This is a genomic window from Chloroflexota bacterium (assembly GCA_018648225.1).
Taxonomy (GTDB): Bacteria; Chloroflexota; Anaerolineae; order Anaerolineales; family UBA11858; genus NIOZ-UU35.
Genome location: JABGRQ010000071.1, coordinates 21765 through 43742, shown reverse-complemented (window position 1 = coordinate 43742; position 21978 = coordinate 21765). Strand labels below are relative to the sequence as shown.

The 21978-nt window shown below is 50.9% G+C and carries 14 protein-coding genes and 2 rRNA genes; 4 read left to right on the top strand and 12 right to left on the bottom strand.

Annotated elements, in window-relative coordinates; genetic code table 11:
* From HN413_05580 to rpsU, 3 genes are all read left to right on the top strand, one after another.
* Nucleotides 1-256 (top strand): 23S ribosomal RNA (locus HN413_05580); the annotation flags it as partial.
* 94 nt (nucleotides 257-350) lie between these two features.
* Nucleotides 351-467 (top strand): 5S ribosomal RNA (gene rrf / locus HN413_05575).
* 172 nt (nucleotides 468-639) lie between these two features.
* Nucleotides 640-849 (top strand): 30S ribosomal protein S21, encoded by a 210-nt coding sequence (gene rpsU / locus HN413_05570; GenBank protein MBT3389863.1) that lies wholly within the window; start codon nucleotides 640-642, stop codon nucleotides 847-849.
* Nucleotides 850-947: 98 nt separating this feature from the next.
* On the opposite strand, the gene HN413_05565 is transcribed toward rpsU, so the two are convergent.
* The 12 genes from HN413_05565 to HN413_05510 all read right to left on the bottom strand — a co-directional run bounded on the left by HN413_05565 (nucleotide 948) and on the right by HN413_05510 (nucleotide 20650).
* Nucleotides 948-1937 carry a dihydroorotate dehydrogenase-like protein gene (locus HN413_05565; protein MBT3389862.1) on the bottom strand — a complete coding sequence of 330 codons (990 nt, stop codon included), beginning with the start codon at nucleotides 1935-1937 and terminating at the stop codon, nucleotides 948-950.
* A gap of 69 nt (nucleotides 1938-2006) precedes the next feature.
* Nucleotides 2007-5582 (bottom strand): pyruvate:ferredoxin (flavodoxin) oxidoreductase, encoded by a 3576-nt coding sequence (gene nifJ, locus HN413_05560; protein ID MBT3389861.1) that lies wholly within the window; start codon nucleotides 5580-5582, stop codon nucleotides 2007-2009.
* 232 nt (nucleotides 5583-5814) lie between these two features.
* The gene (locus HN413_05555) at nucleotides 5815-6189 is read right to left on the bottom strand and encodes a hypothetical protein (protein ID MBT3389860.1); all 375 of its coding nucleotides are present in this window, start codon (nucleotides 6187-6189) and stop codon (nucleotides 5815-5817) included.
* The gene (gene dinB / locus HN413_05550) at nucleotides 6186-7382 is read right to left on the bottom strand and encodes a DNA polymerase IV (protein ID MBT3389859.1); all 1197 of its coding nucleotides are present in this window, start codon (nucleotides 7380-7382) and stop codon (nucleotides 6186-6188) included. The genes HN413_05555 and dinB overlap by 4 nt, the downstream gene beginning before the upstream one ends.
* Nucleotides 7383-7491: 109 nt before the next feature.
* Nucleotides 7492-10323 carry a phosphoenolpyruvate synthase gene (locus tag HN413_05545; protein ID MBT3389858.1) on the bottom strand — a complete coding sequence of 944 codons (2832 nt, stop codon included), beginning with the start codon at nucleotides 10321-10323 and terminating at the stop codon, nucleotides 7492-7494.
* A 68-nt stretch (nucleotides 10324-10391) separates the two neighbouring features.
* Nucleotides 10392-11489: a hypothetical protein gene (locus HN413_05540; GenBank protein ID MBT3389857.1), complete on the bottom strand. Its 1098-nt coding sequence runs from the start codon at nucleotides 11487-11489 to the stop codon at nucleotides 10392-10394.
* Nucleotides 11490-11501: 12 nt separating this feature from the next.
* Entirely contained in the window at nucleotides 11502-12224 is a 723-nt protein-coding gene (locus tag HN413_05535) for a hypothetical protein (protein MBT3389856.1), read from the bottom strand.
* 175 nt (nucleotides 12225-12399) lie between these two features.
* Complete coding sequence (locus tag HN413_05530) at nucleotides 12400-13875, bottom strand: hypothetical protein (protein MBT3389855.1); 1476 nt, start codon at nucleotides 13873-13875, stop codon at nucleotides 12400-12402.
* A 246-nt stretch (nucleotides 13876-14121) separates the two neighbouring features.
* A complete protein-coding gene (locus tag HN413_05525; protein ID MBT3389854.1) occupies nucleotides 14122-17871 on the bottom strand; it encodes an AAA family ATPase in 3750 nt (1249 codons plus the stop codon).
* 329 nt (nucleotides 17872-18200) lie between these two features.
* Nucleotides 18201-19799 carry a hypothetical protein gene (locus HN413_05520; GenBank protein MBT3389853.1) on the bottom strand — a complete coding sequence of 533 codons (1599 nt, stop codon included), beginning with the start codon at nucleotides 19797-19799 and terminating at the stop codon, nucleotides 18201-18203.
* Between the two features lie 10 nt (nucleotides 19800-19809).
* Nucleotides 19810-20274: a redoxin domain-containing protein gene (locus HN413_05515; protein ID MBT3389852.1), complete on the bottom strand. Its 465-nt coding sequence runs from the start codon at nucleotides 20272-20274 to the stop codon at nucleotides 19810-19812.
* A gap of 7 nt (nucleotides 20275-20281) precedes the next feature.
* The gene (locus HN413_05510; GenBank protein ID MBT3389851.1) at nucleotides 20282-20650 is read right to left on the bottom strand and encodes a YccF domain-containing protein; all 369 of its coding nucleotides are present in this window, start codon (nucleotides 20648-20650) and stop codon (nucleotides 20282-20284) included.
* A 133-nt stretch (nucleotides 20651-20783) separates the two neighbouring features.
* Here HN413_05510 and HN413_05505 point away from each other — a divergent pair, with 133 nt between their 5' ends.
* The gene (locus HN413_05505) at nucleotides 20784-21725 is read left to right on the top strand and encodes a quinate 5-dehydrogenase (protein MBT3389850.1); all 942 of its coding nucleotides are present in this window, start codon (nucleotides 20784-20786) and stop codon (nucleotides 21723-21725) included.
* Nucleotides 21726-21978: the final 253 nt, after the last annotated feature.

The window sequence follows — 21978 nt, the reverse complement described above, 5'->3', positions numbered from 1 at the left end:
GCTGCTCCTAGTACGAGAGGACCGGAGTGGACAGACCTCTGGTGTGCCAGTTGTTCCGCCAGGAGCATCGCTGGGTAGCCACGTCTGGCAGGGATAACCGCTGAAAGCATCTAAGCGGGAAGCTCGCCTCAAGATAAGATCCCTCACCAGGATAACTGGGTAAGACCGCAGGAAGACTACCTGCTAGATAGGCAGCAAGTGTAAGTGCAGTAATGCATTCAGCTAAGCTGTACTAATGGTCGAGGGCTTAACTTCGTGGTGCGGAGAACTCAGAACTTTTCGGAACTTGTCATTTGATTATCGCAACATATTCAGTTCAGTAAGTTAACAACTTAGTGAATAAAAGTCTCTTTGGTGATTCTAGCGACGGAGGTACACCCGGCCACATCCCGAACCCGGAAGTTAAGACCGCCAGCGCCGATGGTACTTGGGGGGTAGCCCCCTGGGAGAGTAGGTCATCGCCAAGGAGACTTTTTTCTATTTTATATAATTGACATTATCATTTATAATCGCACAGTTTATAGCTATAAGGGTGTGTGCTGGAGAGTATGCTCCCAGTATGCGTCCTTTTTTGTTGCCTGGATATAAACACCGCAAGCGTGTTTTTCCAACTCCTCAACATAAAGGAGGTGAGGAAATTTGCCGACGGTAGAACTACGTCCAAATGAATCGCAAGAACAATTGTTGCGTCGCTTCCGCAAAAAGATTGCCAAGAGTGGTGTTCTCAGCGCAGTGCGTCGCAAACGCTGGCACGTATCCAAGAGTGAATTGCGTCGCATCCAACGAAAGAAGTCAATTCGCCGTAAAAAGAGCATCTCGCGTTCAAAGCGCCAGAAATCAGCTGCGTAATCGAATGATTCGATTAATTGCATCATTTAGAATCAAAACAGGATCAGGCATTTATTTGCCTGATCCTGTTTTGATTCTTGAAGAATTGGAAATATCTTTTAGTACGAATCGAGCACTTTCATGTAGTTCGCGCGTTCAAAGGCTGCTTCATTGCCGCTCATTTCCTGGCTAAGGCTGCCTTGCATTTGTTGGATGGATTCATACTCATGATCGACAAGCCACTCTTCGAGTTTGGCAATCAACTCTTGAGCGTAGCCGGTCCCATTTTTGAGCAGCGCCGAAGCGCTCATGGCGACATTTGCGCCAGCCATCATGCTTTTTATAATATCTTCTACCGTGTGCACGCCACTCGTCAAAGCGAAGTCGAGTGCCACGCGTCCCTTCAAAATAGCAATCCAGCGTAGGGGGAGAAGCAGTTCAGCCGATGTACTGAGATGCAAATCTGGCACTACTTCCAGCGCTTCTAAATCGAAATCAGGTTGATAGAAGCGATTGAAAAGCACCAAGCCATTTGCCCCTGCATCAGCCAGTTTTTTAGCAAAGTTCGGGAGTGCTGTGATGAATGGGCTGATTTTCACGGCCAGGGGGATACGGATTGTTTTGCGAATATCTTCGACAACTTTCAGATAGGCGGCTTCAACTTCATTTCCGCTGAACGCGGGATCTGTTGGAAGGTAATAGAGGTTGAGTTCCAGAGCATCAGCCCCGGCGGCCTCAATTTTTTGCGCATATTCAATCCAGCCGCCTGTTGAAACGCCGTTGAGACTGCCAATAACCGGGATAGAAACGGCCGCTTTGAGGTTGCTGATATGTTGCACGTAGTTTTCAGGCGCCAGACTAAATTTGCCGACTTCGGGCAGGTGGGTCATAGCTTCGGCGAAGCTATGCGTGTCGCGGCTCAAAAAATGATCGAGTTCCAGACTTTCTTTGATAATTTGCTCTTCAAAAAGCGAGTAGACCACCACCGCGGAAACACCAGCTTGTTCAAGTTGTTGCACGCTTTGGACTGTTTCTGAAAGCGGCGATGCTGAAGCGACCAGGGGGTTTTTTAATGCCAGACCAAGATATTTCGTTTTTAAATCAACCATTGTTTTTTCCCTTTTCTGTGAGAAATTGATCCGGGATGGCAGTTCTGTTGCCATCCCGGAAATGATTATTTACTCGTTTGTCTCGTCATTATTGTCATAGCTCATGCTGGCCATTTGTTGGTATAGCTCCCAGCGAGCATTGACATCTGCCTGGGCGGTCTGCATAAGTTGTTCGGCGCGCCCTTCATCGCTGAGTGTCAACATGCTGTAGCGGGTTTCGGTGTATGCCGCTTCCTTGACAGGGATGGATGGGGCTTTTGAATCCAGATTGAGCGGATTTTTGGATTTTGCAATCAAATTTGGGTTGTAGCGGTAGAGCGGCCATAGACCCGATTTGACAGCCATATCTTGATGACTGAGTTGGTCGGTGAGATCATAGCCGTGGTTGATACAAGGGCTATAAGCCAGGATCAGGGAAGGGCCATCGAAGGCATCTGCTTCGCGGAATGCTCGCAACGTTTGCATATCACTGGACCCCATGGCAACTTGTGCCACATAAATATAACCATACGACATGGCGATCATCCCCAGGTCTTTGCGCGGGATGCCTTTACCGTTGGCAGCAAACTTGGCGACCGCGCCCATAGGCGTAGCTTTGGATGACTGCCCGCCAGTATTGGAGTAGACCTGTGTATCGAGTACCAATACATTGACATTGCGTCCTGAAGCCAGCACGTGATCCAGGCCGCCGTAGCCAATATCGTAGGCCCAGCCGTCGCCACCAACGATCCAAATGCTTTTTCTGACCAGCACATCAGCCAGACTGAGCAGGTCTTTGGCTTGGGGATTATCGCTGCCCGCTAATTTCTTTTTTAGTTCATCTACGCGGGTGCGCTGTGCCTGGATTCCGGTTTCATCGCTCTGATCGGCGATCAACAGTTCGTCTGCCAGATTATTCCCAATCAGGTTTGTAAGTTGATGTACCAGTTCGCGAGCATATTCATTTTGCTTATCAACTGTCAGGCGCATTCCCAGACCGAATTCTGCATTGTCTTCGAAAAGTGAATTTGACCATGCCGGACCGCGGCCATCTTTATTGACCGAATAGGGGTGTGTGGGCAAATTGCCACCGTAGATACTGGAGCAGCCAGTCGCGTTAGCGATGACCATACGGTCGCCAAAGAGTTGGCTGGCAAGTTTGATATAAGGGGTTTCTCCACACCCGGCACATGCGCCGGAGAATTCGAATAGTGGTTGCAAGAGTTGGGAATTCTTAATGTTGGTAGGGTCAAATTTGGTGCGGTCGGCTTCGGGAATGGAGAGGAAGAAATCCCAATTGATGGATTCAGACTCGCGGATGGGAGGCTGGGCAGCCATATTGAGTGCCTTGCGTTTTGGTTGGGATTTATCTTTCGCCGGACAAACCTGGACACAAAGTTGGCAGCCAGTGCAATCTTCAGGAGCGACCTGAATGGTGAAGGCCGAGCCGGGGAATTCCTTGAATTTGCCATCAATATGCTTGAATGTAGCAGGGGCATCTGCCAGGAGGGCAGGATCATATACTTTTTGGCGGATCACTGCATGGGGGCAGACAAAGACGCATTTCCCACACTGGATGCAGAGATCATCTTCCCATACAGGAATATCCAGCGAGATATTGCGTTTCTCCCATTGCGTTGTAGCTACCGGATACGTTCCGTCAATGGGCATCGCGCTGACGGGCAGTGAGTCGCCATCGCCAGCGATAATTGTTCCGACGACTTCGCGTACGAATTTGGGCGCTGCATCGGAAACCGGTTTGCGCATGGTCAGATCGCTGGTAGCTTTGGCGGGCACATCTACCTTGCGCAAGTGAGCCAGTGCCTGATCGACCGCTGCATAATTCTTCTGAACCACAGTTTCGCCGCGCTTCCCATACGTTTTCTTGATCGAAGCTTTGATGGCAGCAATGGCCTCATCCTGTGGCAGTACGCCACTGATATAGAAGAAAGCTGTTTGCATGATCGTGTTGATACGACGCCCCATGCCCGCTTTTTCGGCAACGCGGTACGCATCAAGGATATAAAACTGCAAACCTTTCTCGATAATTGCCTTTTGAACTTCTTTCGGAAGTTGGCTCCAAATCTCATCCGTATCATAAATGCTATTTAGCAGGAAAACGGCTCCCGGCTGAGCGTATTTGAGCATATCAATTTGTTCAAGAAAGTTGAACTGATGGCAGGCAACGAAGTTTGCCTGGCTGATCAAATACGAAGCCCGAATGGGTTCAGGGCCAAAGCGCAGGTGTGAAATGGTCTTGGCGCCTGATTTTTTCGAGTCGTAAACGAAATATCCCTGAGCATAGTTGTCGGTTTCTTCACCAATAATCTTGATCGAGTTTTTATTGGCACCCACGGTGCCATCTGACCCCAACCCAAAGAAGACCGCGCGGACGGTCTTTTCGCCTTCGATCGAAAATTCAGGCTCATATTTGAGGCTGGTATGGCTGACATCATCGTTAATGCCGATGGTGAAATGGTTCTTAGGCTTGGCATTTTCCATATCATCATAAATGCCCTTGACCATGGCTGGCGTAAATTCTTTGGATGAAAGGCCGTAGCGCCCGCCAACAATGCGGGGGGCATGTTCAAAGGGCGCGATGCCTTCGGCAACGGCTTCGGTGACGGCGGTAACCACATCCTGGTAGAGCGGCTCGCCTGATGCGCCCGGTTCTTTGGTGCGGTCGAGTACCGACAGTACTTTTACGCTGGCAGGTAGAGCTTCCACAAAGTGTTTTATCGAGAAGGGTCGATACAAGCGCACTCGCAGCACACCTACATTTTTGCCCATCGCGTTCAGCGCTTTTGCCGTTTCGGCAACTGTCTCGCCACCCGATCCAATAATTACAATCACATGTTCGGCATCAGGAGCGCCTTCATATTCAAAAAGTTTGTATTTACGGCCTGTGAGCGCCGCAAACTGATCCATGTATTTTTGCACAATATCCGGGCAGGCCTCGTAAAACGGATTGACCGTTTCGCGCGCCTGGAAGAAAACATCTGGGTTTTGCGCTGTGCCGCGGATTACTGGATGATCGGGTGAAAGACCGCGGGCGCGGTGCGCATGGACATAATCGTCATTGATCAGTGCTCGAATGGTTTCTTCGGGCAGCATTTCAATTTTGCTGACTTCGTGTGAAACGCGGAAACCTTCAAAGAAGTGAATAAAAGGGACACGCGTTTCCAATGTTGCCGCGTGTGCGATCAGGGCAAAATCGTGCGCTTCCTGCACCGAACCTGAACCCAACATTGCCCAACCTGTCGAACGGGCTGCCATCACATCTGAGTGATCGCCGAAAATCGAGAGCGCCTGAGCGGCAATTGAACGCGCCGAAACATGAAAAACCGCCGAGGTCAGTTCACCCGCAATTTTGTACATATTGGGGATCATTAACAACAGCCCTTGCGAGGCCGTGAAGGTTGTTGTCAGAGCGCCGGTTTGCAGCGCGCCATGCACTGCTCCCGCTGCGCCGCCTTCGGCCTGCATCTCAACCACTGCAGGCACTGTTCCCCATAAATTTTTTCTGCCCTGAGCCGACCACGCATCGGCATGTTCGCCCATATTCGAAGAGGGCGTGATGGGGTAAATGGCAATTACTTCGTTGGTTTTGTGTGCAATTGTGGCAACAGCTTCGTTGCCATCCAGCGTTTTGATAATCTTTGTCATTTAATTACTCCGTTAGGCTACATATCGACCGCTTGTTGGGGATCGACTCAATACGCGTGCTGTGGAACCGGTTTCATTCCAGTCTAAAAGTTTATATTACCGTGTGATTTGGAGCTAGTTATGTTTAGCATCAAAAACTTAGTGACCTGTCATATACCGGACAAAAGCGGTTTGGTTTGTAATAGAAGCGGATGCAGCGGACTCGCTCAGGGGTGTTTCAGTGCAAAAAAGGTTATTCTCTCTTTGTTGGCGCAACTTCCCGAAAGAGAATCCACTGCCCCTTGCGCTGATCCACGCTCTGGACGGCGCGGTCGAAATACAGTTCGAAATAACGCGCATCTTCCGTGCGCACCAGAAAATAAAATCGCCCCACGCCATACGAACCGCGCCGGATGGCTTTTTTCATGCTGCTGGGGCGCATATTATGCCCCATCGCGCCGCGCCGCTCGAAATCTTGCCACTGCTGGATGAGTTCTGCAACTTGATAGGTTTCATCCCCCCAAATGAACCTGTCCGGGCAATGGGGAGTTTTTTCCGCCGCGGGCGGACGCTCAAATTCTACCTGAATACTCTCGCTGATAAATCGCAGGGCTTTGAATTCCATCATGATTCGTTATACTGATCTGTGTCGGATGTCTGTATGCCGCGGCGGATAGCTTTCTCGCCAAAGCGTTCCTGAAGATTGCTCAACGTCTCGCGGAGTTGTAAATCCTTTTTTATATTCGGATCCCACAGACCCAATTGACGCGGCAACGCTTCGAGATTGCTCACGCCAACCCCCAAAAGGCGAATGTCTTTGCCCTGGCTCCAGGACTCATCAAAAAGTTGCTCCGCCGCCCGTTGGATATCTGCCGCGTCGCGGGTCGGTTGTGATAACGTGGTTTGGCGCGTGAGGGTGCTGAAATCCGGCCAGCGCAGTTTAATTTTTACCGTGCGGGCGGTGAGTTCCTGCTTTTTTAATGCGCGGGCAATATGCTCGGATTGTTGTTGTAAGGTTTTTCGCAGCACGCTTTCGTCGCGGGTATCTTTAGTATAGGTGGTTTCCTGGCTGATGGATTTGGCCTCATGCTCAGTAACGATTGGTCGCGTGTCGATGCCGCGAGCGCGTTTAGCGAGGTCCCAACCAATTTTACCAAAATGCTTTGCCAGTTGTTCCGCGGGGATACTCGCTAAATCGCCGATGGTTTGCACACCCAAAGGGGTTAGTTTTTGCGCAGTTTTCGGGCCTACGCCCCACAGCATCTTCACAGGCAATGATGCCAAGAATTCAGCCTCACTCCCTGCGGGGACAATTGTCAGCGCATTGGGTGGCACCCCACCCTGAGCCGCGCCCTTGCCGACATCGTTGGCAATTTTGGCGACAAGCTTGTTGGATGCGATCCCCAATGAGCAGGGCAATCCCAATTCTCTCTGAATTTTTGCCTGGAGTTCGCGCCCCAGCGTAGCGGCATCCGTGGTCAGATCGCTGACATCGAGAAAAGCTTCATCTATTGAGAGTTGTTCCACCAGTGGGGTGAGTTTGTGCAGCCGTTCCATCACCTGGTGCGAAGCTTTGCGATACTCGCTATAGTGCGGCGAAACAACTTTCAGGTGTGGGCATTGGCGCAGCGCCTGCGCCATCGGCATGGCTGAATGCACTCCAAAGGCTCGCGCCGCATACGAGCACGAAGAGACTACCCCGCGTTCATCAGGCCGCCCGCCGACGGCAAATGGCAGCCCGCGTAACTGTGGATCGAGTTGCTCTTCCACAGCGCAGAAGAAGGCATCGAGATCGAGGTGGACTATTTTGCGAGTCTTCATATTTTTTCACCACGGAGTCACGGAGAACACAGAGATGCTTCACTCTTTTTTGAGAGAACTCCGTGAACTTTGTGTCTCTGTGGTGCGCCTTTGCGCTTTTGTGTGCGATTTATAGAACCTCAATAACACCTGTTGAGCCATCCACGCGCACGCGCTGACCGGTTTGCAGGCGCGTGGTGGCCTTATGTACGCCCACCACGGCGGGGATACCGTACTCGCGCGCCACTACTGAACCATGTGTCATCATCCCGCCGACTTCCATCACCAGCCCGCCTGCGGTCAAAAAGAGCGGCGTCCAGGCCGGATCGGTGCCAGGGCAGACCAGAATTTCACCTGGCTCAAGTTGCGTGCCATGTGGATTGAGCACCACGCGCACCAGACCTTCGACCATGCCCGGTGAGACAGGGTCACCGACAATCGCATCGCTATCGCCCTCGGGGGTGGCTACCCCCTGGTAGAAGGCGGTGCCATCACTGAGTAGCACGCGCGGAATTTGCCTGCGCTGCATCTCGCGGGAGCGGACGGCGCGGCGCTGGGTAATTTTTTCCCGCAGGGATGCCCACAGATGATCTTTTGCAAATGTGCTGATTTCATCCAGCTCGTTTATAAATAAGAAGAATAGATCATCAGCGTGTTCCAACAGACCGGCGGCGGCAAAATCTTCCCCGGATTGAAGCAGCTTTGCGCGGATGATGCCCATCATGCGGATGGCAAAGAACTTGGGCGCTTCACGCATCCCGGCGGCGGCGCGGTAGCGGTGCGCGGCCCAGCGCACCAGCCGCGCTTTGAACCAGCCGCCGCGCAAGCTGCGCACCCCGATGACAAGTTTTTCGATGGCTGTCTGGGCGGCTTGTGTGCCGCGCGCAAAGACAATATCTGGTGCCAGAGCAGGGTCTTCGATTTGCAGATAACTTTTCAGGGTTTGGAATATAGGCTCCGGTTGCTCGCGCCAGCGCGGTCGGCCAATATCAATTTCACCCAAGCCGCGCATACCAAATTCGGCAAGAAACGTCCCCACAACTTGCTGTGCGACGGCGGGCAATTCAGCCGCCAGATAGCGCGTCGTTAATTCTTCGGCAGATTGATTTTCAAACGCTTTAAACGATTCTGTATCGGCGCGTACACTTTGGGCGGTATGCCACAGGGCCAAATCCATTTCGGTGGTGACGTTGTTAGGCAGGCCGCGGGCAACTTCTAAATAAAGTGTGTTGAACTGTGGGTTGCCAGTTTGTTCGGCGACGGCCAGACTGAAGCGCTGTAAGATACCAAAGAAAGGCGCCATTCCGGCCACTACCGGGGGAACTCCCTGAGGAATGACAAAATCTGAGAATAATAATTTGGCCTCGTGGAGCAGACCCATGCGCGCCGAAAATTGCTGCCAGATGTCGCCCGTCCCGGCCTCCGAATCTTGAGTTTGTTTCACCTGTTCATCGAATGCCCGGCGCACTTTTCGGGTTTGATCTTCAGGGGAAATCAAAATGCGAATCACGCGTCCAATGAAGGGCACTAGAAAACCGGCCAAATTTCTCATTGTCCGCAAACTGGGTCGCTTATGAATGGGAGCGAAACGCGGATATTTGACAAGTTCTGCGCTGATCTGGGCTACACCAGGGTCAATCGAGCGGATGGCGGTGGGGTAGGCTTTATGGCCTTGCGGCGAACGCAAAATCGGTGTGACATTGATCCACAGGCGCTCGCCCGCCGAGAAAAACGCGCTCTGGCTTTCGATGGTATGTTCCAAACCGAATAACCGCCCGCCGCCTGTCAGAACCATTTTCATCACATCCTGCCCCAGCGGCGTGAGCGGTTCCATAATACCCTGTATCGTATGGAATCCAATCATGAAGCGCAATGGTTCGGCTGTCAGGTTTTCGGGCAGCGGAAATAGCGAAGTGATCGGGCGCGATTGCAGGATGTGGAGTTCGCCCTCGCCTTGTGGGAAATGGGCAGGGGGTGAGGGTGGGAGATAGGCCCATTCAATATCTTGGGGAAATCCATAAAGGACCTGAATCCGTTGACCGAGTTTTGCCAGTTCTAGGATGATGTTATCGGGGATGGCCTGAAGCTGGTCGGCTTCGGTGGGGCGGATTTCTACGCCCCCGGCCGGATTTGCCGTAAACAGGGTGGCTTTGCTGCCCAGGGATTTATGGGTGATTTTGAAGCGGTCATTGCGAGCCGCAGGCGAAGCAATCTGTTTGTTAGGGGGAGATTGCTTTACCCCTTCGGGGTTCGCAATGATATTGACGACATAATGATCTGGATCAACGTGCCCGCTGACGAGGGCTTCACCCAGTCCCAGGGTGGCATCGATGACAGTTTCGTTGCGGCATCCGGTGAGCGGATTAGCAGTGAAGAGCACGCCTGATGCTTTGCTTTGCACCATATTTTGCACGATGACGGCCAGCGCAACGTCTTGATGGGGAATGTGGTTACGAGTACGGTACCCGATGGCGCGCGCCGTCCACAAGCTGCCCCAGCATTGGACGACGGCTGTGAGCAAGGCTTCATCGCCGATGACGTTGAGGAAGGTATCTTGCTGCCCGGCGAAAGAAAGATCGGGCAGGTCTTCGGCGGTGGCGGAGGAGCGTACGGCCACGGGATGCGCGCCAAGCCAGCGCCAGGCGATCTCCAGGGCGTAGGGAATCGCCTGGGGAACAGTCCCCAACTCGAACTGAGCCCGAATTTCCCGTGAAAGGGCTGTTAAGACTTCGGGGTTTGATAAATCTGCCTCGGCCAGTTTTTCCCGAATAAGATCACCCAAATAGTTGACTTGCACAAATTCACGATAGCAGGCCGTAGGGATGATGAATCCGCCAGGCACGGGGAAGTTAGCGCGCGCCAGTTTGACGAGATTCAGCCCTTTGCCGCCGAGGTCTTCCAGTGTAGCAGCGGACGATGTGAGGGGCACGAAAAGTTGGGGGAGAGAAGCGGGAGTGACCATAATTTAAGTATACCCCCGAAAAAGAAGAACTCCGAGGCCGCGTAGCCCTCGGAGTTCTTCACTGTTCATCAGGGAACCCAGACGGTATAGGATAGCCCGATGACCCAATTTGCAATTTCGCTGCCGCGGTTCTCGATTTTGTCAATGTGGAAGTAGCCATAGGTTCCTCCCGCCGTCAAATAGCAGTAGGTTTCTCCTGTATGGACGATGATACCGGTATTCCATGCGGGAATGGCGCGGCAGGTATCATAAGATGGCGATGATACGCTTGCCATCATGATGCCTTCGCCCTGACTTACATTTTGGCCGAGGCTGTGATCTGGATAATCGGAATTGGCTGCCATAAAGGCGAGTTCTTTTGCCCCGCTGAAATCCATATCGGCAGTTTCTTCAGTTGTGTACCAATCGCCAAATTCGGCATAATTCGAGCGGGTTTGCACGGATGGCGCGGCTGCGGGCGCTACAGGTGTGTTGGTAGGCAGCGTTTCCAGTTTGGGCGTGGGTGTTGCCGCGGGTATATTTACCTGTTCTTGTGCCTGCGCTGTTGTTACCTGATTCGCGTTTCCAAGACATTGTTCAAGCCGCAAAGTAGGGATTTGAAGCTGAATCGGGTTGAGCGGCCAGGGCTGCCCATCACCAACGGCATCACCCCAATCGCCTGTGGCAACCTGATTTCCGGCCGTATCCTCAGCGTAAAGGATGAGTTCAAGCGAATAATTATCTCGCAGAATTGAGTCGAGATCATCCGTTTGTTTATTCATGGTGAATGCATAGCGATCATTGCCAATTGGTGTCATTGCATCTGCCTGGCCGCCATTTGGCCCTTTCTGGTCACCATTGAATAGCCTCAGCACACCTGCATTTGTAATCAAGGCGCTGCTGGTCACTTTGGCAGAGATCGTCACTTCCGTTGGGCCGCAGGTATCGTTGAGATAATAAAACGTATTCACGGAAACCTGAACGTCGGAGATTGTGAGATTGCTGCCGCTATTTTGCGCTTGCAGGGTTTGTTGTACGATTTGGGACTGCGCTTCGGCTGTCTGGTTGGTGTTGATCTGCTCATCGGATGGTTGAGGGGCAGTTACTGTTGCAATGGGCAGGTTGCAGGCGGACAGGATGATTTGCAGGATTAAAATATTTACAAGTAGTACGATGGTTCTTTTCATGACGTTTTTCCTTTACTTTTCAGTGAGATAGCTATACTCAATCGTCAAGGACGGTGCGCTGCCCTGGTAAGAGATATAATCGCCCGTGCCGTTGCCATAATTGCTATTATCAAACGCTGCGAATATTTGTAACATCTTCGAATTGCGGTTAATGCTTGTTTTGACAAATGATACAACATCAATGGTTGTCGGGCAGCTTGTATGAGCGGTGGGTTGTTGGGGAGGCCCACCGTAATCGCTGACCTCCAGGATTCCGACATCAATGAAGCCTATGTACAGGTTGTCAAGAGAAAATGGGTTTCCGGTAACTGTGCAATTTCCCGGCTGAAAGACCGCTGCAAGAATGGTTGCCTGGGCCGGTAAACCAGAAATATCGAATGTCCAATACCCTTCACATCGCCACTCATCGTCAATTTCACCTACAATGGGAGGTGGCCCACCCACGATGAGATCAGGTGATCGTTTTGGGCAAAGAGACCCGCTGTTATTAGATACAAATACAGCCTTCATTTGTGCGGTAATTGTTACTGGTTCGGTAGTTGGAGCGATGACTACGGGTTCAATCGTAGGCTCAATCATAGCTTGAGTAGTGGGTGTATTGGGCGCCGCGAGTGCGGGAGGCTCAACAGGTGTTGGGACAGAAATTCCCGCGGGAGCTTGCCCTGTTAGATTGCAGGCAACCGATCCTAGAACTAAAACGAATAAAATATTGAGAAATTCTTTGTGATATTTCATTTTCATCCTCCGTGTTTTGTACTCGATACGCATTTCAAATTATGGATAAACTTCAATAGTAGTGTATGAAACGTCAATATATGTATTGGAAAGTGTGTCAAATCAAGGAACATACCATCGATGTTAATGTCCACTGTTGGGTTGTTACAATCGCCGCTACACACCCGTTGCTACGTCATGGTTTCGGCGTATATACAATCGTTAGCGTTGGCGTGTACGTGATTTGATCGGCTGTGTTGCCGGGATGAACATTGGCGGGCCTGATCATAAACTGAACACTATTGTCACCCAGTGCCTTGAACATCACACCGCTCACATTAAATTCACCGGAACAATCTTTCAACGTGCCTATCGACGTGGTTCCCAGACTGCTTGAAACAGCCGAAATGTCGAAGGGCTGGGTTAGCATCGGCAGCCCGATGGGCTTACAGGGACCGAGATTCAAGGTGGCGCTGTGCAATTCAGTGACGTTGTTTTTCAGGCTGCTGATGTCGAATTGGACGAAGCCAGTCATTTTATGGTCGTGTTCGTCATCACCAGCAATAATTGCGCCATACCAGGAATTTCCTTCATCTACATCGTACATCCCTGATTGAATGATAGGCGCAGATAAAGTGACCGATTGTATAGCCAGATTGATATAAACTGTATCTGTAGCTGTGGTAGGGTTGGCGCAATCACCGCCATGAGCCAGCAGTGAATGGGTAAGCGTCATTGGGGCGGAATTCGCGGGGACCACATAGCTAAAATTCCCATTGGGGTGTACGGAGTTGCCATCCAGATATACTCCGCACGAGGCATCGCTGACATTCCATTCCAGCTTGACGGTATCCCCTTCGTAGGCGGTGCTGGGACCGATAAATTGATTAATTTGCGGTGGGGTGAGCGGAGAGCCTACAACTGAGCAGGGGAGTACTTTGACATATTGGCGGTCCGAAACTACCCAATTGCCAGATGTGTCTTGCGCGGCCGCCCAATATTCCAATTGACCTTCTGCGCCGTCCAGGTAATCATCTGGCCGATTGGTTACAGAATCTGAATCAAATGTGAAGGTACTGGCTCCGTTATAAGTGAAATTGTGCCCATAATCCTGACCGATAACCTGTCCATTCTTGAGGTAATGAAATCTGAGTTGCGCCGTGTTTAACAAATCTGGGGAGATCAACTCGAACTGGAAGAAGGTACTAGTTGGTCCAACATCACTGCATCCGCCGTCATAGATTGTGGTTTGCGAGGCGCTGATGGATTTGATAGCGAGTCCTGGCGTCTGCGCTAGGCTTCCGATGAGTGTGTCTTGTTGCGGGGTTGCGGTTGGGTGAGGGATGCTGTTTCCGCTGGATGACTCCGAAGAATTTTGTGAAGGAACAGATGCACCTGTGGATGCGGCCACCGTCGCAGTTGTGGCTAGCGGTGGCAGGGTAACTTGTACCAGCGTTGGTTGAGTTTCTTCCTGTGCATGACCCAACTGGATGGGCTCCCCTCCGTTTGCAGCAGCCGGTGGTAATGTTGGTTGAACATTATTGGATGATAGGGAGGATGGCCCGATGGGCAGGTTGCAGGCACTAAGTACAAACATGAAAAACAACGCTATAGACCAGATGCGCGTTCCGCTTCGAAACTTATTTTTGGATGTTTCTGTTTGTGTGTGCATTTTTTTGCTCCTGCGTTCACGAATACTGTTCTTATGACAGCTCTGTAGTGAAGCTTACCCAAGTGCTCAGGGTTGGATTTCTCCAGTGCCGACTTGTTCTAGCCGATCGATGTGCATATAGCATAGTTGCCCTGATCGGTTACAAAAAACTGATGCTTATGTTCAGCATCAGTTTACAAAATACCTGTCTCAGGATTGTCTTTTTATTTTTGACCCCAAAGCGAACCTTAGGGTCAGACTATGGGGTCAAGTGCTACCCCTGGTTTCAATGTGATGACCCATTTGACGCAAGATCGCTATATCGCGTTTGATGGTGCGGTCGCTGACATTCAATATGTCGGCAAGATCGCCCACCGTAGGGGCTGCCCCCTGTACTTCGGCTTCAACCAGCAAGCGCAAAATGCGGTGCCGCCGAAGATCCGTTTTTCCTTCAATCTCGCCATCTTCTAGAGATTCTACCGTCCAGGTGACTTCCACATACTCGTCGTTTTGTAGGGGCCGCCCTGTGGGCGCGTCGATTTGAGGCAGGCTGATGCTGATTCTCTGGGGCTGTATTTTCCCCCAGGCAGTCATGATGCCGTGGTGTTCTGGTACATTCTCGAGACTGTATCTCTGCTGCTCAGAGGACAACCCTCGCAGACTTTCCATTAGTAACTGGTGCGCTTGTGTCAGCGCCTGATGTGCTTCTGGGATTCGCTGGTTCGCGATAAGACATTGATAGTGCCAGTATGGAAAGAGATAACTCTGATCCATATCTTTGCGCCAATTGGTGATGGCTCGCTCTGTGATTTGGAGCGCTTTCTCGGGCTGATTCACATGCAGATGCGCAATGCCGCGAAGAGCGCTGCAATACATCAGCATATCGTCATTGCCCAACTCATTGCAGATTTGCTCAGCCCTTTCGGCGGTTTCGATGGCAAGTTTGGGCTGATTGTTATCTATGAAAACCAGGATCAGCGGACGAAAACATTGCGCGGCAATCCATTTTTCTCCCCCCGCCAGTAATTTCTCAATACCGCTTTCCATCGGAGGAATGGCTTGATTATAGTTGCCCTCGCTGCGATACACTTCCCCCGATACTACCAGGCATTGCCCCTCGCCAACACTATCACCCATATCGCGGAAAGCAGCCAGGGCTGCATCTACTTCTCTACGAGCGCCTTTGAGATCGCCCAAAACGGTCGCTTTTAGCGATGCAAGGTTTGCTCGTGTCATGGCCTCACCGCGTCGGTTTCCTGTTAACTGGAAATTGTCAGCTGCATGAGCATATCCATCTAACGCCGCCGTAATATCCCCCTGGAGGAAATGAATATTCGCCAGGTTAAGCTGGGCGCGGCCCTCGGCGTAAAGATAGCCCAAATCTTGGCTGAGTTCTATGGAACGTTGATACAGCTTGCTGGCTGTTTCAAAATCTCCTTGTTCCATATGCGCAATGCCGGAAATGTGAACCTGATCAAGCTGGCCCATCACATTACCCTGGCGGGTGTAAATTTCCAGGGCGCGTTCGATTTCGGCCTGAGCTTTTCGATAATCTTTTATGCCCAGTAAAGCGTTCGCCAGAGCGTGGCGCGCCTGCGCCTCCATGTCGAAATCGTCATAGCTCGTAGTCAGGTTGACGGCATTTTCTAAAAGTGGGATTGCATCTTTCGGTTGCCCGCGCCAATTCCTAATCGTCCCGGCAATTATCAGCGCTTCAGTTTCTTGTAACTGATTGCCCAGATGCGCGGCAAGAGCCTGGGCTTTTTCTGTGTTTGCTTCTGCTTTGTCGTAGTCACCCGTTTGTGTTTGTAACCATGCTGTGAGTAAGAGAGTTTTTAGCGTTAAGTCAGGGGAATCCTGGCTTAATTGTTTCATGGTATCCAAATCTTTGGCTTGGTCATCGCGCCGGCCTAAAATTCGCAGCACTTCTGCGCGGGTGGTGAGCATAGCAAAATGCTCATCAGTCGTCAGTGAACTTGGTTCTATCTCTATCAACGCGATAGCTTGGTCGAAGAATTCCAACGCGCCCGTAAAAGCACTTACGGCCATGCTACTTTGACCAGCTCGGAAGTAGTAATTTGCGGCCTTATCAATATCACCTGCACTCTGATAATGCCAAGCCAGGTCTGCAAATCGTTCTGGGGATAGATTTAAAAGCGCTTGTGCGACTTGAAGATGCAGAGTTGTGCGCTGCTTATCATCGATCTCTTCGTAAACGACCAGATGGATTTTTTCGTGTGAAAAGCGATAGCCTTGCGCGGTTTCTTCTAAAAAATTATGCTGGATTAGCAGGCGGATTTTTGTCAACAAATCGTGAAGTTGCTCCCCGCTGGTTTTATGTAGTTCATCGAAGTGGAAACGTTTGCCCAGCACTGCAGCCAATTGAAGAGTCGGTTGCAAGGAATCGGGTAGTAATTTTACGCGCCGGGCGATCGTGCGTTCCACCGCCGGTGAGATGGGCAGTTCGGCATAATCTTCGGTCGTTGCATCCCAAGATGTACTCCACTTGCCGTTTTCATCCTGAGCGAGCAGTCCTTCGTCGTGCAGAGTGCGTAACGTCTCCAAAAGGAAGAGGGGGTTGCCGCCCGTTTCTTGGAATAACCGCTCCTCAAAGAGCGGTGCCGCACTGGTTAGCCCGAGGGCGCGCCGAACCAATTCGCCCGAACTGTCAGCGTTCAGGTTGTCTAGCACAATGCGCTGACGCACACCGGCTCGGTCCAGGGCATCTAGCTTCTCCCAAACGGCAGGGTTGCCGCGCGCCTCTGCGCCGCGATAGCTGCCAACCACCAGGATATATTCCCCTGTAATATGGCGCGCCTGCGCGATCAACAAATCCAGGCTATCTTCATCAGCCCAATGAATATCCTCGAGAATGAGCACCAAGGGCCTAATCTGCCCCCAGGCAGATAGTATGATAGCGAAGGCGCTCATCAGGCGTTCGTGCGACTGTTCAGGGGCCATCTCTGGCAATTTCGGTAAATTCTGCAACTTATCGGTCAAATTGGGGATGATTGTCCCCAACGCGCTGAGCCAGATTTCGTCAACTGCATACGCCAGTTGGTTTGCCCGTAAGGATGTCAACCCGCTGCTCAGCGCATTAACGATGACCTCGTAGGGGGTTGCCGTACCCGATTCACTACTATGCCCCCAAAGGACTTCCGCGCCGCGCCATTCGGCATCACGAGCAAATGCCTCTAGCAAGCGCGTTTTTCCCACGCCGGAACTGCCCTCCACGAGAACGGTGCCGCCTGTGGCGGCCATGCTGCTTTCCAGGTGTCGCAATAGATACTCACGTTCCTCATCTCTGCCAAGGATGGGGATTTGGATGCTTTGTGCATCATCTTGCTGCCACGGGGTTCCGGGTGGGGTAATCACCGGAGGTAAATAGGGGCTGCCTTTCTGTGTGGCGCGCACGGCGATTTCGCGTGCCAGGGCTTTGGTTTCTTCATCCGGTTCAACCCCTAATTCATCATCCAATATTTTGCAACAAAGGGCGTATTGGTTCAGAGCGGCATCAGTTTGGTTTAACGCATAGTGCAAACGCATTACTGCGCGGTGTGCAGATTCGCGGAAGGAATCGGCTCTGGTCAGTCTTTGGGCATAGTCTAATGCTTGAGTGTAGTGTCCCGCCGTTTTTTCGGTATCCACCAAAAAATCCAGGGATCGCAGATACAATTCGCGCAGGTGCTCGCGTTCAACCAATACCCAATCATCATAGAAACCTTCTAATAAATCCCCGCGATAAAGATCAACTGCCTGACGAAGATTTTCGGTATCGTGTTGAACTACCTTGAGATTTTTCTTTGCTAAAGATGCAAAAGTCTCAGCATCTACCCACAGCGGGGCTTCAGGAGAAATCTGGATATGATCTGCCACTGTTTCAAGCAAGCCACCTGGTAAATCTTTGCGGAGGTGCCACAGCGCCTGTGTAAGCGCACGGCGGGCCTGCCCTTCAGGGGTTTCAGGCCATAAAACCCCAATTAGCTTCAGGCGCGGCTGCGGAATTTTGCGGTTCAACAGCAAATAAACCAATAGCGCGCGCGCGGAAACAGACCTTGGCAAGTGTATTTGTTTGCCATTATGAAATAGCGATAGAGCGCCAAATAAATGTACTTGAAACTGAGTACCTAGCATATGGACTAATTATATGTAAATTATCGGACAAGGCAATAAGGAGAATGGTACTGGGATTACTCAGGTGTAGTGATTCCTGGCGAATTGTTGGTCGTCTCAAGTGTGGGGATATTCGCGCTCATATTGCAGGCCAGTACGATGAGCGCTGTGACACATAACGCTTTTCAGGAAATAGGCATGGCATGATTCTTTTCAATCCGCTACGCAAGCCTTTATGGTTTGCGTGATTTTGGCCTGCTGGATATGACTACAAGTGGCAGGATAAATGCCCCAGTGAAACTGGCGCAGATGGGGAATTTCCATACCGGACGGGATGAACTGGCTACCTCGGGGGTGGTTACTGTTTCTTGGAGGTCTGATTCTGCTTCCTGTGCGGGCGGCGTGGTTGGCGCGGCTTCGATGAGGGGCGTTGACTCTGGTAATGGAGTCTCCTCCGTTGAGGCTGTAGCTCCCTGCGTATTCGGGAATCCCCAGTCGGCCAGGCGCGTAGTGATTGTGCCGCGTCCGCCCGTCGCCGTGTAAAAATTCGTCATTGCATTGCCATCACGTTGAGCAGCATATTCGCGCGATAAATACGAATAATACGCGTACTCAGCGGGTGAGAACTCCGTATCGGTGAGTAGAATCACCGCCAGGTTAAAATCGGTTTGAGCTGCCGGGTAAGCTGGATCGCGTGGCCCGCCTGCCGCGTTCATAATATCTGTAATCGTGTAGGTATCCACACGATTTGCGGTAACGCGCTCCGTGTTTGTCAGATCAGGATCATGCAACACATGCACATCCGGAACTTCTTCGGGGGGCATCATGCCCATTAAATACAGTTCCAGAGGGGCGTATGACGCTTCGCTCCAGCCCGCTTTGAAGGTGCCATCGTTATTCGGCGAGAAAAAATATAAATTATCGGGCGTTTCGTATCCTTCGCTCATCACGCCGTTAATATCGGTGGTGCCGAGCCAATGTGAGCCATTCGAAATCCCCAGCGTTTCTCCGGCAAAAGCAGCCCAGGCATGACCGACCTCATGGTTCAGCAGTTCAAAGCCCGAATACATCATTGCCAGCAAACGCCCCTGAGAGCCATATTCTGCCGTGTAATCGGTGCGGTTCAATCCGATATTTGCTGCCGGGTTACGCAGGCCACCGGCATGAGCTTTCATCCCTAAATCGCCGCGCACAACCATAAAATTGATAAAGTCAAACTCATCCGGGTAAATTGAGTAGAATTTCTTGGCAATCGCTGGCCCGTTGTAGTCTGTGATATTTGGGAAACTACCGGTGTAGGTTTCCCCGGCAGGATCGGTGATGAAAAATGCATATTCGGTGGCAGCCAGACCCCCACTGGCTTGTTCGACAGGAAAAATAAGTTTGGGTGAGACAATTTTTAAAGCAATAAAACTAATTTCTTCGCTCTGTCCAGATGTATATGTAACCGTAGCCGTAAGCCACAACGTCGCCAAGTCAACGGTGTTTTGGTCGTTATAAGCGATAGGGAAGAGAAGATCGTCCGGATACATGGATGGGTTGATTCCCCCCAGAGAATAAACACTATCCCCAGCGGTGCGGTCGCCGTTGCTGCCATCGTCATAAAGCTGGTAGACGGGTTCATCGGCGAAATCGGGTTTAATTGTCACGCTGGTTATATTTCCACTGGTATAAATTTCAAGTGTACTTTGGTCTTGTCCATCATCATAGATAGCTGTCGGCGTAAAACGGTAGTAAATATCGGCCTGTGCCATCACCGGGCGGATTGAGATGGATGAAACTACGGCTACTGCCAAAATAAAAAAGATACTAACCAGTTTTTTTGAGTTCATGTTCATTCCTTCAGTTTAGCCCAGCCAGAATTTGCAGCAATTCCGTGTTTTCTGGAATATCTTGCATACCATGTCCGTAATGGATATAGCGCACCTGTCCGTTTTTATCAATAATGCTCTGTGCGGGCATGCGCCCTAACTTGAAGATTTTTACTTCTTGTCCGTAGCGTTTAAGTACCGTATGTTTGGGGTCGGGTAATCCCACGAAGGGGAGTTGATGTTCAGCCCAGTAGGCTTTGAAGGCTTGGGCATTTTCTGGCCCCACAGCGATAATTTCAGCATCCTGGGCCTGGAATAATTCGTAATCCTGGCGCAACTGCGCCATGTGCCGGCGGCAGAAAGGTCAGACAAAGCCGCGGTTGAATACCAGAATTACGTTTTTTTGCGCTCGAAAATCAGCGAGTTTTACAAGCTTGCCGTTGAAATCAGCGAGTTCAAACTCAGGGGCTGGGGTGTTAATTTCTATTCGACTCATTGTTCAATTAGCGCAATTCTCTGCCAAACGGGAATAAAGCCAGCGGAATCAGCTTAAAATGCTGCTTGGCAAATGGAATACCAACGATCGTAATTGCCAAAATCAGCCCGTGGACGAAGTGCGAAACCGCAATTTCCCAACCGAAGATAATTGCCCAGATGATATTGAACAGCAAACTGAGCGGGTTGTCGAATTCCTCGGCGACGACAATTTCGCGTCCGAAGGGGGTCATCGTGGCAATGCCCAGCTTGATGGCTTGTTTACCGAAGGGGATGCCGATGATCGTCAGGCAAAACAATAACCCGCCGATGATATACCCCAGTCCGGAGAGAAAACCGCCAAAAATTAACCAGACGAGATTACCTAAGAAACTCATAAAAGACTCCTTTTGAAAACTTTGTTTTTTGCTGTGCTACTGGTGTATACGAATTCTTTATAGTCCAGTTGCAAAGCAGATCGGAAATAATGGTATCATGTTTTTAATTTCCTGGTGAAAGGAGCCGCGTCGTATGAAGCGAGCCGTGAGTATCAGTTTGGGAAGTTCTGCGCGTGATAAGAAAGTCGTCGTCGAATTTAAGGGCGAGGCGATTCAGGTGGAGCGCATCGGCACCGATGGGGATGTGGAGAAAGCCAAACATCTCTACGCTGAACTCGATGGTCAGGTGGATGCCTTTGGGGTGGGTGGTGTGGATTTATATCTGCGCCTGGATGGACGCGAATACCCGCTCAGGGCGGCATTGAAACTGGTTGAGCAGGTGAAACAAACCCCGGTGGTGGATGGACGTGGTCTGAAACACACCCTTGAGCGACGGGTTTTTGAATTGGCGGCACCCGCGCTGCACAACCTGCTTAGCGGAAAACAGGGCGAAATTGACGGGCTGCTCATCGATGGCGTGCCACATTTTCGGCAGGCTTTTATCCCGGTGGCGGTGGATCGCATTGGGCTGGCGCGAGCGGTCAGCGAAGTCAGCCAGGATGTCATTTTTGGTGATCTGATGGTGGCCCTGGATATTCCCTTACCAGTTCACGGCTTGCGCAATTTCAAGCGCGTCGCTCGGTTGATGCTGCCCTTTGTCAGTCATTTCCCCATGAGTTTGCTCTTCTACGGCAGCAGCGGCACAGAGCATGAATCCAAATATCAGAAATTTTGGCTTGAATCGGATTTGTTGGCTGGGGATTTTCTCTTTATGAAAAAATACCTGCCCCAAAATTTGCATGGGAAAACCGTGATTACCAACACCACTACTCCCGAGAATGTTGATTTTTTGCGTCAACGTGGAGTGTATTTAATGATTACGACGACCCCGCGCTACGATGGACGCTCCTTTGGCACGAATATGATGGAAGCCGCCCTGACTGCCTACGCAGGCAAAGGCCGCCCGCTCAGCGATACTGAATTGAATCAACTGATCGATCATCTGGATTTGCGCCCCAGTGTGGAGTTGCTTTAATCTGAGATTTTGGTTGTGAAATATGAAAATAAGCATATAAGAGCTAAATGGGCTTCTTCGCGTCCACCGGCAGCTATTGCTCGGTCGGTTCCTGGCGATTGATGACATACGAAAAAAAGCCCTGGATTGCAACAGGGCTTTTTATTTTCAAGATGATGGGATTGTAGGGAATACCGCTTGGATCAAGACGATTTTTCCTTCTCTTTTTTAAGCTTGCGTTTATCTTTGATGCTTAACTTGGGTTTTTTCTTTT